We start from the raw sequence: 12,335 nt of genomic DNA on the forward strand, positions 1-12,335 counted from the left end.
CATGGCCCGGGACGGGCCGGGTTCAGACAGGCGGGGTCACTCATGTCACGTCAGGCGCTCAACGACAGGTTCGGCAGAACGTCGTTTCTCAACGGCGTGAACGCGCCGTACATCGAAGAGCTACAAAGCCAGTACGAAAAGAATCCCGGGTCCGTCAGTGACGAATGGCGGCTGTTTTTCGAGAGCATGCGCGGATCGCGTGATGGGATCTCGCACGACGGGGACGCAGATCGCGGCGCGCGGGAGCCCTCATGGGCACTGCCGCTCGATCGGATCCAGGGCGCGCCAACGGAGCTCGTTTCAGCGCTGACCGGAGACTACGGCGAGGTCGAACGCGGCCTACGCGACAGGATGCAGGCGAAGGCCTACAGCAACGGGCTCGACATCACGCCCGCCGCATCTGTTCGTGCCATCCAGGACAGCGTGCGCGCGATCATGCTGATCCGCGCCTATCGCGTGATGGGGCATCTCGCGGCCAATCTCGATCCGCTCGGGCTCACCGAACGGCGCGTCCACAAGGAGCTGAGGGCCGAGACCTACGGCTTCACGGAGGCCGATCTCGACCGGCCGATCTTCATGGACCGCTACCTCGGCCTCGACACGGCGTCGATCCGGCAGGTGCTGCGCATCCTGCGGCGCACCTATTGCCGCAAGATCGGCTACCAGTTCATGCACATCACGTCGCCGGCCCAGAAGTCGTGGATCCAGCATCGCATCGAGGGCGATGAAAAGGACATCACCTTCACCGAAATGGGCAAGAAGGCGATCCTGCGCAAGCTCATCGATAGCGAGATGTTCGAGCGCTTCGCCGACGTCAAGTACACCGGCACGAAGCGCTTCGGGCTCGATGGCGGCGAGTCCGCGATTCCGGCGCTGGAACAGATCATCAAGCGCGGCGGCCAGCTCGGCGTCAAAGAAATCGTCATCGGCATGGCGCATCGCGGACGCCTCAACGTGCTCTCGAACGTGATGGCCAAGCCGTTCCGCGCCATCTTCAACGAGTTCAAGGGCGGCTCGTGGAAGCCGGACGACGTCGAAGGATCGGGCGACGTCAAGTATCACCTCGGCGCATCGTCCGACCGGCAGTTCGACGGCAACGCGGTGCATCTGTCGCTGACGGCGAACCCTTCGCATCTCGAAATCGTCGATCCCGTCGTGCTCGGCAAGGTGCGCGCCAAGCAGGATCAATTGAAGTGCGATCCGAGCGATCGCACGGCCGTGCTGCCGCTGCTCATCCATGGCGACGCGGCGTTCGCGGGCCAAGGCGTGGTGGCGGAGTGCCTGGGACTCTCCGGCCTCAAGGGGCACCGCACGGGCGGCTCGATCCATTTCATCATCAACAACCAGATCGGCTTCACCACCAACCCGCGCCATTCGCGTTCGTCGCCTTACTGCTCGGACGTGGCGCGCGTGATCGAGGCGCCGATCTTCCACGTCAACGGCGACGATCCGGAAGCCGTGGTGCACGTGGCCAAGATCGCCACCGAGTTCCGGCAGAAGTTCCAGAAGCCGGTCGTGATCGACATGTTCTGCTACCGGCGGTTCGGCCACAACGAGACGGATGAGCCCGCGTTCACGCAGCCGCTCATGTACGACCGGATCCGCAAGCATCCGAGCGTGGTTGAGATCTACTCGAAGGACCTGATCGAGGAAGGCGTCGTCACGTCGGAAGAAGTGGACGGCATGAAGGGCGAGTTCCGCTCGTTCCTCGAGACGGAGCTGGCGGCCGCGGAAGCCTACATGCCGAACAAGGCAGACTGGCTGGACGGCCGGTGGAGCGGCGTCGGCCATGCCGATGACGACGAGCGGCGCGGAAACACCGGCGTGTCGATGGAGACGCTGCGTGAGGTCGGCAACCGCCTCACCGTCATGCCGTCGGATTTCGCGGCCCACAAGACGATCGCGCGCCTGCTCGAGCGGCGGCGCGATATGATCACCAAGGGCGAGGGTGTCGACTGGGCGATGGCCGAACATCTGGCGTTCGGCACGCTGGTGTCGGAAGGCTTCCGGGTGCGCCTGTCGGGTCAGGATTGCGAGCGCGGCACGTTCTCGCAGCGCCACTCCGTGCTGATCGACCAGGAAACGGAACGGCGCTACACGCCGCTGCGGCACATCTCGCCGAACCAGGCCAACTTCGAAGTCATCAACTCGATGCTGTCCGAAGAAGCGGTGCTCGGTTTCGAGTACGGCTATTCTCTGGCGGAGCCGAATGCGCTCGTCGCGTGGGAAGCGCAGTTCGGCGACTTCGCGAACGGTGCGCAGGTGGTGTTCGACCAGTTCATCTCGTCGGGCGAGCGCAAGTGGCTGCGCATGTCGGGCCTCGTGTGCCTGCTGCCGCACGGCTACGAGGGGCAGGGGCCGGAGCATTCGTCGGCCCGCCTGGAGCGCTTCCTGCAGCTCTCGGCCGAGGACAACTGGCAGGTTGCAAACTGCACGACGCCGTCCAACTACTTCCACATCCTGCGGCGGCAGCTGCATCGCAGCTTCCGCAAGCCGCTGATCCTGATGACGCCGAAGTCGCTTCTGCGCCACAAGCGCGTCATCTCGCGGCTGGACGAGATGGGTCCCGGCACGACGTTCCATCGCGTGCTGTGGGACGACCTGCGCAAGACGGACGCCGAGATCAAGCGCGTCGTGCTTTGCTCGGGCAAGGTGTACTACGACCTCGCCGACGCGCGCGACGCGGAGGAGCTGCACGACATCTACATCATGCGTGTCGAGCAGCTTTATCCGTTCCCGGCGCGCGCGCTGCTGCATGAGATCGGGCGCTTCCCGAACGCGGATCTGGTCTGGTGCCAGGAGGAGCCCAAGAACATGGGCGCCTGGACCTTCATCGAGCCGAACATCAATTGGGTGGCCGATCGCCTCGCGCCCGCTGGGCGGCGCGTGCGTTACGCGGGCCGCAGCGCTTCGGCGTCGACGGCGACTGGTCTCATGAGCAAACACATTGCCGAACAGAAAGCCCTGGTGGCCGATGCGCTCAAGGGCTGATCACTTCTTGACGTGCGGGAGGCCGGGCGCATCGGCGCCTGGCATGGAAAGGGCTGGACAGACATGACGATCGAGATCCGCGTGCCGACTCTCGGAGAGTCGGTTGCCGAAGCGACTGTTGGCAAATGGCTCAAGAAGCCGGGCGATGCCGTGCGTGCCGACGAGCCGCTGGTGGAGCTTGAGACCGACAAGGTGACTGTCGAGGTGCCGGCGCCGGCCGCGGGGCAGCTCGCGGAAATCCTCGTGCAGCAGGGACAGACGGTTGCCATCGGAGCCGTGCTCGGCGCGCTGGCAGAGGGCGCTGCGGCAAAGCCCGCACCTGCCGCCGCGAAATCTGAGGCCAAGTCTGCCGCTCCCGCAACGGCCCCGGCGCCTGCGGCATCGAAAGCGCCGCCCAGCCCGGCGGCCCGCAAGCATCTCGATGAGGCCGGTCTCTCGGCCGACGACGTCAACGGGTCCGGCCGTCGCGGTCAGGTGCTGAAGGAAGATGTGGTCGCCGCAGTCGCCAGCGCAGTGAGCGGCCAGAAGGCGGCAGCGGAAGCGCGCGCCGAAGCGCCCGCGCCGGCGCAAGTGCCCGCCAAGCAGCAGATGCGCGAGTTCGTGAAGCCGGATGTGCGCCTGCCAGCCGCCGTGAGCGAAGAGGGCCGGGAAGAGCGCGTGCGCATGACGCGCCTGCGCCAGACCATCGCGCTGCGCCTCAAGGAGGCGCAGAACACCGCGGCCATGCTGACGACGTTCAACGACGTCGACATGAGCGCCGTGATGGCCATGCGCGCGCAGTATAAGGAGCTGTTCGAGCGCCGCCACGGAACGAAGCTCGGCTTCATGGGCTTCTTCGTCAAAGCCTGCATCCAGGCGCTGAAGGAAATTCCGGCGGTGAACGCCGAGATCGACGGCGAGGATATCGTCTTCAAGAACTACTATCACATTGGCGTGGCCGTCGGCACGGACCGCGGCCTCGTCGTGCCGGTGGTGCGCGAAGCCGACCAGCTGTCGATTGCCGAGATCGAAGCGAAGATCGCCGAGTTCGGCAAGCGCGCGCGCGACGGCAAGCTCGGCATTGGCGACATGCAGGGCGGCACGTTCACGATCTCGAACGGCGGCGTCTACGGGTCGATGCTGTCGACGCCGATCCTCAACGCGCCGCAGGCCGGCATTCTCGGCATGCACCGCATCGAGGAGCGGCCGGTCGTCAAGGACGGGCAGATCGTTGCGCGGCCGATGATGTATCTCGCGCTCTCCTACGACCATCGTCTCGTTGACGGCAAGGAGGCCGTGACGTTCCTCGTGCGCGTTAAGGAATGCCTGGAAGATCCGCAGCGGTTCATCCTGGAGCTTTAGCTCCCTCTCGTTGTCGCCCCGCCTTTCGTGGGGAGATGGGTGGGGATCTACGACATGCATGACGAGGACGCGCGACACATGGCTGATACCTTTGATCTCATCGTGATCGGCGCCGGACCCGGCGGCTACGTGTGCGCAATCCGCGCGGCGCAGCTCGGGCTCAAGACGGCGATCGTCGAGAAGCGCGCGACGTATGGCGGCACGTGCCTCAACGTCGGGTGCATTCCCTCGAAGGCGCTGCTGCACGCCTCCGAACTCTATGAAGAGGCAGGGCACGGGTTCGCCCGCATGGGCATCAAGGTGTCGCCCGAGCTCGATCTTGACCGCATGCTCGCGTTCAAGGACGAGGCGATCAAGGGCAACGTCGACGGTGTCGCGTTCCTGCTCAAGAAGAACAAGATCACGCCGTTCCATGGCGCGGGGCGCATCTCTGCCGCTGGACGCGTCGAGGTCACGACTGAGGACGGATCGCGCCAGACGCTCGAGACGCGTTCGATTGTCATTGCCACGGGATCGGACGTTGCGCGGCTGCCGGGCATCGAGTTCGACGAAACACGCATCATTTCGTCGACCGGCGGACTCTCGCTGGCCGAGTTTCCGAAACGGCTGCTCGTGGTTGGCGCCGGCGTGATCGGCCTGGAGCTCGGCTCGGTGTGGCGGCGGCTCGGGGCAAGCGTCACGGTCGTTGAGTATCTCGACCGCATTCTTCCGGGCATGGATGGCGAGATCGCCAAGTCGCTCGAGAAGATCTTCATCAAGCAGGGGCTGTCTTTCCGGCTCGGCACCAAGGTTTCGGCCATCGGGCGCGCGGGCAGCGGTCTCAGCGTCACGCTCGAGCCCGCGCAGGGCGGTACGCAGGATAAGATCGAAACGGACGTCGTGCTGATCGCCATCGGCCGCGTGCCCTACACGGACGGCCTGGGGCTCGATGAGCTCGGCGTGGTGCGCGACAATCGCAAGCGCATCGCCGTCAACGGGCAGTTCGAGACCAACGTGACCGGTATCTACGCCATCGGCGACGTGATCGCGGGGCCGATGCTGGCGCACAAGGCCGAGGACGAGGGCATCGCGGTGGCGGAAATCCTCGCGGGCCAGGCTGGTCATGTGAACCACGACGTCATTCCGAACGTGATCTACACGACGCCGGAAGTGGCCTCGGTCGGCAAATCCGAGGAAGAGCTGAAGGCCGCCGGAGTGGGCTACACGGTCGGCAAGTTCCCGTTCCTCGCCAACGGCCGCGCCAAGGCCAACCGGACGACGGACGGCTTCGTCAAGGTGCTGGCGGACGCGACGACGGATCGGATCCTGGGCGTGCACATCATCGGCGCCAACGCCAGCGAGCTGATCGCGGAGGCGGCGGTGATCATGGAGTTCAGCGGATCGGCGGAAGATCTGGCGCGGACCTGCCATGCGCATCCGACGCTTTCGGAAGCCGTCAAGGAAGCGGCGATGGCCGTCGCCAAGCGCGCGATCCACATGTGAGGCGCGCGCCGCGTAACGGAGGTTACTCGATGGCCGTGAGGGTATAGCCCGCCTCGCGCAGCAACGAGACCAGCCCCGTCTTGCCGGGCAGATGCAGCGCGCCAACGGCAATGAACGCGCCGCCCTTGTCGAGGTGAGGGAGCGCCCCGTCGCGCATCTTGCGGTTTCGCTCGACGATGATGGCCCGCTCGAAGGATGCGAAGTCCTTGGCCGCAACGCCCGCCTTTTCGGCGAATGCAAGCTGCAGCTCCCAGAGGGCGCCGACACGGCGATCCAGGTAGACCTGCACCATCGTTTCCATGAGGTTGTCGGCTTCGTCCGCGAGGGCGAGATTGGCGCGCAGGATGCCGGCCTGCTCGTCGTCCGGGATCGAGGAGAGGGCGGCGAGCTGCTCTTGCGTCGACTCCAATCCCGCGAGCGGAATGTTGTGGTTGCGAGCGTACTCGGCGACGGTCATGTCGAGAACGAGCGCCCCTTCGCTGACGCGCTGGCGCTCGCATTCCGATCCGGTCAGCATCAGCGAGACGATCCAGGGACGATAGGGCCGAAGCGATTCTGGTGTTCCCCGCACCGAGCGCTGCAGCTTTTCGAACTCTGCTTTTGACAGCAGCTTGTCGAGCGTCTGGCCATTTTCGAAGAGGGCGGTTTTCTCGGCCTCCTGGTAGGCCTTGGCGGCCGCTTCCGGGGAGAGGTCCGAATTCTCGATGACGATGGTGCGCGCGCCCTTGATGGCGCGGCGCGTGGTCTCGCTCATGCGGACGCGCGCGTCCGAGAGGTGCACGGTGCCGAAGATATGGGACGGCGCGCGGCCGGCGCGCTCGACCTTCCAGAGCACCGCGTTGCCGTTTTCGATCTTTTCGGCGTTGGCGACGATGCGGTCGTGCAGACCTGGATCGGTTGCGGCGAGCTTGTCGAGGAGATTGAAGCCATTGCAGCGGACGACGCCCGTTTCACCGGCGTGAGCCGTGCCGGCGACGAGAATGGCAATGAGGGCACCGAGCAACCGGTTTCGCAGGATCATGCGCATGGCATCCGAGACGATACCGGTTTTGGCGGTTCGGGCAAGGCAGGCGGGCCGGGACACGCCCGCCGCCGCCGTCAGGCGCGCGGGTGGGCGGTGTCGTAGACGGCGAGGATGCGCTCGCGGTCGACCTCGGTATAGACCTGTGTCGTCGAGAGCGACGCGTGGCCCAGCAGTTCCTGGATCTGGCGCAGGTCCGCCCCGGCCGACAAAAGATGCGTGGCGAACGAGTGGCGCAGCGCGTGCGGCGTTGCGGTTTCGGGCAGGGTCAGCACGTCGCGCAGGCGCGCAATCGCGAGCTGGATGAGGCGCGGCGAGAGCGGGCCGCCTTTCGCACCCACGAAGAGCGCGTCGTCCGGTTCGCGCGGATAAGGGCAGAGCGCGAGATAGCGTTCGACGGCTCGCTGCGCTACCGGCAGCACCGGCACGAGGCGCTCCTTGCCGCCCTTGCCGGTGATGCGCAGCACGTCGCGGCCGGGGAGGGGAGCCTCGCGGCGCGTGAGGCCGAGAGCTTCCGAAATGCGCAGCCCCGCGCCGTAGAGCAGCAGCATGACCGCGACGTCGCGGGCGCGGATCCAGTCGTCGCCGTCGCTTTCGCCTTCAACGAGGGCCTTGGCTTTGTCGATGGTCAGCGGCTTCGGGACCGAATGGGGAATGCGGGGCATGGCCATCTGCGCGAACGCCCGGTTGGCGATGCGGCCGGTTGCTTCTAGCCAGCGATGGAACGTGCGCAAGGCCGAAAGGCTGCGCGAGAGCGAGCGGCTCGTGACGCCGCTTTTTCGGCGCGCGGCCAGGAAGCGGCGCACGGTTTTGACGTCGAGACGGGCGAGGTCGGCGAGGCACGGAGCGTGGCCGAGTTCGCGCGTGAGGAAGCCCGCGAACTGGCGGAGATCGCGCTCGTAGGCGGTGACGGTGGCAGCCGAGTGGTTGCGCTCGTGCGTCAGGTGATCGAGCCACGCGGTGGCCGCGTCGACGAAATCACCGGCGAGCGGCAGCTCTCCATCGGCGTCGAGCAGGTGTTCCAGTGGGTGTCCGTCGCTAGTCATTGCGGCATCATCGGGGTGGCGAGGTAAAAGAAACGTATGTGATTTGGGCCTTTTTGCACACGCGCGAAGGTGCGAGCGCGGAGCAAACGCGTTGCGGTGCACACGTCACGTCCGTTCGGAGCCTGCGTCGGGTGCGGCTCGATTCGATCAAAAGTAGGCTGTTTTCAGTGGTTTTTCGAAGGTCGCCCGACAAGGCTTAAGATAGCGCGATGGGTGCGACGTGACGGCAGAGCCCGGTTTTAAAGGCGAATCGCAACTTTTTCAGTTGCTCTCGATTGCGCGCATACGCGCGGCGGTGCTATGCAACTTCGATGCTTGGCCCCTCACTCATCACATCAAACACGGTCTGATTGGCAGGGAAACGCGCTCCGTTGCGCGTGCAAGCGTGGCCGAAACTCCAAGTGTAAGGCAAAAAAGCGCAGGCTTTTTATATCCGTAGCCGCGAAAGCTCATTCTTATTGTATCTTTTCGCGGTCATTGATTCTTTTTTCCGAGGAAACATCCCATGGCTAAAACTCTCACCAAGGCTGCCCCTAAGCCGGCAGCGAAGGCAGCGTCCAAGACCGCTGCAAAGGCGCCTGCAACGAAGACCGCCACGACCGTCACGCTGCGCCACATCGGCGTTGCGCTTTCGGAATCGCACGACATGCCGAAGAAGCAGGCCAACGCCGTGCTCGAAGACATGGTCGCTCTGATCACCAAGCATCTCAAGAAGGGCGACCGGATCCGCATCGGCGGTCTCGGCATCCTGCAGGTTCGCAAGCGCCCGGCTCGCATGGGCCGCAACCCCGCGACCGGCGAAGCGATCAAGATCAAGGCCAGCAAGAAGGTGGCCTTCCGCGCCGCCAAGGATCTCAAAGAGCAGATCTAAGGCCGAAAAAGCCCGATTTGCTTGGAAAAGGCGAGTGGTCCGTAGAACGGCCGCTCGCCTTGTTCTTTTTGTGATGTGCTTGGCTCGCGGCGCGCAGGCGTTCGATTGAACGGCGGACGCTAGATCGTCTGGCCGGTCTTCTTCCAATCGGCAACGAACTGGGCGAGGCCTGCGTCCGTGAGCGGATGCTTGACGAGCGCCTTCAGGATCGACGGCGGCACGGTCGCGACGTCGGCGCCGATCAGAGCCGCCTCCTTGACGTGGTTCACCGTACGGATGGAGGCGGCGAGAATGTCCGTCTCCAAATCCTGGTAGTTGTCGTAGATGGCGCGGATCTCGCGGATGAGGTCCATGCCGTTCAGGCCGATGTCGTCGAGGCGGCCGATGAACGGCGAGACGAACGTGGCGCCGGCCTTCGCGGCAAGAAGCGCCTGATTGGCCGAGAAGCAGAGCGTGACGTTGACCATCGTGCCGTCGGACGTCAGCGCCTTGCAGGCCTTGAGGCCGTCGAGCGTGAGCGGCACCTTGATGGTGACGTTGCGGGCGATCTTGCGCAGGATATGCGCTTCTCTCATCATGCCGTCGTAGTCGGTGGCGGCGACTTCGGCCGAAACGGGGCCCGGCAGCACGGCGCAGATCTCGGCGATCGTTTCCTTGAAATCGCGGCCGGATTTTGCAATCAGCGAGGGGTTGGTGGTGACGCCGTCCAGCAGCCCGGTGGCAGCCAGCTCCCTGATTTCGTTGACATCGGCAGTATCGACGAAGAACTTCATTCTTGGCCCTTTGTGCTGCCCCGAGCGGGGCATCCCCATGTATGCGCGTTCGTGTGTGCGAATTCGTGCGTGTGAACTAGTTTGTCTTGGTGCGGCCGTCAGCCGACCCCATCTCTGTCGTGTCGTGTTTGTGCGTCTAAACGGAAAACGGCGACGTTTTCCGGGCACACCATCGCTGATGACCTCGTTTGATAGCTTCTAATCCGGCGGCGGGACACTTGGATAGCCTTCTTGGCCTTAATGAAAAGGGTGAAAACGTGGCGCGGGGCACCGTGCCCGTGCTGATGCCCGGTGCGCCGCTCGATCAGACTTACGATTACTTTGTGCCGGAAGGGCTCGAAATTGAGCCCGGCTGCTTCGTGCTGGTGCCGTTCGGTGCGCAGACCCGGATCGGTGTGGTGTGGGATGCGCCGGTGGGCGAGGCGCGCGCCGTCGACCCCAAAAAGATGAAGGCGGTGAGCGAGCGGCTGGACGTGCCCGCGCTGCCCCTGATCTCGCTTCGCTTCGCCGAATGGATCGCGGGTTATACGTTGACGCCGCTCGGCATGGTGGCGCGCATGATGATGAGCGCGCAGGCGGCTTTCGAGCCCGTGAAGCCGCGGTTCGGCGTCCGGATCGTGGCGGATGCGGGTGAACCGGCGCGCATGACGCCGGCGCGCCAGCGTGCGCTGGAGCTTGCGCGCGACGGCATGATCCGCGCGAAATCCGCGCTCGCGGCTGAAGCGCAGTGCAGCACGGGCGTGGTGGACGGGCTCGTCGCGTCGGGCAACCTCGTCGAGGTGGCGATCCCGGAGCGGCGCTTTCCGGAGCCCGATCCCGATCACCGCGTGACGGACTTCACGCAGGCGCAGACCGAAGCGGTGCATGCGCTCGTGTCGTCGGTGCATGCGGGGGCCTATTCCGTATCGCTGCTCGATGGCGTGACGGGATCCGGCAAAACGGAAGTCTACTTCGAAGCGGTGGCCGAGACGCTGCGGCGCGGCAAGCAGGCCATGATCATGCTGCCGGAGATTGCGCTCACGGGCCAGTTCATGAGCCGGTTCGTGGCGCGCTTCGGGTGTCTGCCGGCGGAATGGCATTCGGCGCTGTCGGGGCCCGAGCGCGGGCGGGTCTGGCGGGCTGCGGCGACGGGCGAAGCGCGCGTCGTGGTGGGGGCGCGCTCGGCGCTGTTTCTGCCGTACAGCGATCTCGGGCTCGTGATCGTCGACGAAGAGCACGATCCCGGCTTCAAGCAGGATGACCGCGTGCACTACCAGGGCCGCGATCTCAGCGTCGTGCGCGGGAGCCTCGGCAAGTTTCCGGTGATCCTTGCGTCGGCCACGCCGTCGATCGAAAGCCACGTCAACGCACGCAACGGCCGCTACCGGCACATCGTGCTGCCGGGACGCTTCACGGGCGCGGACCTGCCGGAAATCACGCCCATCGACATGCGCACGCATCCGCCCGAAAAGGGCCAGTGGCTGTCGCCGGTGCTCGTCGATGCGCTCAAGGATACGCTGGCGGACCGCCAGCAATCGCTGCTGTTCCTCAACCGGCGGGGCTATGCGCCGCTGACGCTGTGCCGGAGCTGCGGGCATCGCTTCGAATGTCCGCAGTGCACGGCGTGGCTCGTCGAGCATCGGTTTCGCCGCAAGCTCAACTGCCATCACTGCGGTTTCTCGCTGCCGATGCCGGAGACGTGCCCCAAGTGCGGCGAGGAGGGCTCACTCGTCGCGTGCGGTCCGGGCGTGGAGCGCGTGGCGGAAGAGGTGCGCGAACGGTTTCCGGAGGCGCGGCTCGCACTCCTGTCCTCGGATCTCATTCCGGGTCTCGATGAAATGCGCCGCATCATCGGATCCATCGAGAGCGGCGAGGTGGACATCATCATCGGGACGCAGATCGTCGCCAAGGGCCACAACTTTCCGCTGCTGGCGACGGTCGGCATCGTCGACGGCGATCTCGGATTGTCGATGGGGGCGGATCCGCGCGCGGGCGAGCGTACGTTCCAGCTTCTGCATCAGGTGACGGGACGCGCGGGGCGCGCGCTCACCAAGGGGCGCGGCTTCATCCAGACGCACATGCCGGAGCATCCGGTGATGGAGTCGATCATTCTCGGCGACCGGGACGCGTTCCTCGATCGCGAAATCGACATGCGCCGGCGCGGACTGCTGCCGCCGTTCGGGCGGCTCGCGGCGCTCGTGATCTCGGCGCGCGACAAGGATCTGGCGGAAAAGTTCGCGCGTGAAGTCGCGCGGCGGGCACCGCAGGCCGAGCAGATCGAAGTGCTCGGGCCCGCTGAAGCGCCGATCTCGATCGTGCGCGGGCGGCATCGCTGGCGCTTGCTCGTGAAGGCACCGCGCGACAGGAACATCCAGGCTTATCTCAGAGCGTGGGGTGAGGCGCTTCCGAAAATCGGAGGAGATCTGCGCCTCACCGTCGACATCGATCCGTACAATTTCCTGTAGCTCTCGGAAGCGTTCCGGCTACGTGCGCCGGTTAGCGGCCGTGAGCCAGGATCGATCCGACCGCAAGGACGCCGAGGCCGATTGCGAGACCCTTTGCAACGTCTCGGCCGTGGTTGTGGCGCTTCTTGACGTAGCGATAGCGGGGGCCGTGATCGTAGTACTGACGCGGGCCGTCGTAGTGGCGCGCGTAGCCCCGGTTGTATCCGTCGTTCCAGCGTTCGTGTGCGCTTGCAGCGGTTGCAAGCGGGCCCAGGTTCGCCGCGATGAGGCCGGTCATGACTGCGGCTGAGGTTGCGAATTTCTTGAAGGACATATCTTTCCCCTACCAACTGATCCCAAGTGCCGGGACTTTCCTGGCACGTTGGA

9 protein-coding genes are annotated in these 12,335 nt (G+C 65.2%); 5 read left to right on the plus strand and 4 right to left on the minus strand.

The features are described from left to right. Positions 1-42: 42 nt before the first annotated feature. From K2Y42_RS13770 to lpdA, 3 genes are all read left to right on the plus strand, one after another. A complete protein-coding gene (locus K2Y42_RS13770; RefSeq protein WP_291153456.1) occupies positions 43-2,991 on the plus strand; it encodes a 2-oxoglutarate dehydrogenase E1 component in 2,949 nt (982 codons plus the stop codon). 63 nt (positions 2,992-3,054) lie between these two features. Beyond that, complete coding sequence (gene odhB, locus K2Y42_RS13775; RefSeq protein ID WP_291153459.1) at positions 3,055-4,332, plus strand: 2-oxoglutarate dehydrogenase complex dihydrolipoyllysine-residue succinyltransferase; 1,278 nt, start codon at positions 3,055-3,057, stop codon at positions 4,330-4,332. Between the two features lie 78 nt (positions 4,333-4,410). Beyond that, on the plus strand, positions 4,411-5,814 hold the full coding sequence (lpdA, locus tag K2Y42_RS13780) for a dihydrolipoyl dehydrogenase (protein WP_291153462.1): 1,404 nt from the start codon (positions 4,411-4,413) through the stop codon (positions 5,812-5,814). A 22-nt stretch (positions 5,815-5,836) separates the two neighbouring features. Here lpdA and K2Y42_RS13785 read toward each other — a convergent pair whose 3' ends face one another. Beyond that, on the minus strand, positions 5,837-6,835 hold the full coding sequence (locus K2Y42_RS13785) for a TraB/GumN family protein (protein ID WP_291153464.1): 999 nt from the start codon (positions 6,833-6,835) through the stop codon (positions 5,837-5,839). 77 nt (positions 6,836-6,912) lie between these two features. After that, a complete protein-coding gene (locus K2Y42_RS13790; RefSeq protein ID WP_291153467.1) occupies positions 6,913-7,881 on the minus strand; it encodes a tyrosine recombinase XerC in 969 nt (322 codons plus the stop codon). A gap of 505 nt (positions 7,882-8,386) precedes the next feature. Here K2Y42_RS13790 and K2Y42_RS13795 point away from each other — a divergent pair. Next, entirely contained in the window at positions 8,387-8,752 is a 366-nt protein-coding gene (locus K2Y42_RS13795; protein ID WP_291153470.1) for an HU family DNA-binding protein, read from the plus strand. 119 nt (positions 8,753-8,871) lie between these two features. Here the strand turns inward: K2Y42_RS13795 and fsa are convergent, their stop codons facing one another. Beyond that, positions 8,872-9,525, minus strand: coding sequence for a fructose-6-phosphate aldolase (gene fsa / locus K2Y42_RS13800; RefSeq protein WP_291153474.1), 654 nt, complete (start codon positions 9,523-9,525; stop codon positions 8,872-8,874). A 218-nt stretch (positions 9,526-9,743) separates the two neighbouring features. On the opposite strand from fsa, the gene K2Y42_RS13805 reads away from it, so the two are divergent. Further along, complete coding sequence (locus K2Y42_RS13805; protein WP_291153477.1) at positions 9,744-11,969, plus strand: primosomal protein N'; 2,226 nt, start codon at positions 9,744-9,746, stop codon at positions 11,967-11,969. A gap of 31 nt (positions 11,970-12,000) precedes the next feature. On the opposite strand, the gene K2Y42_RS13810 is transcribed toward K2Y42_RS13805, so the two are convergent. Beyond that, positions 12,001-12,282, minus strand: coding sequence for a hypothetical protein (locus K2Y42_RS13810; protein ID WP_291153480.1), 282 nt, complete (start codon positions 12,280-12,282; stop codon positions 12,001-12,003). Between the last annotated feature and the right edge of the window lie 53 nt (positions 12,283-12,335).

Source organism: Hyphomicrobium sp. (genome assembly GCF_019744875.1).
Taxonomy (GTDB): Bacteria; Pseudomonadota; Alphaproteobacteria; order Rhizobiales; family Hyphomicrobiaceae; genus Hyphomicrobium_C.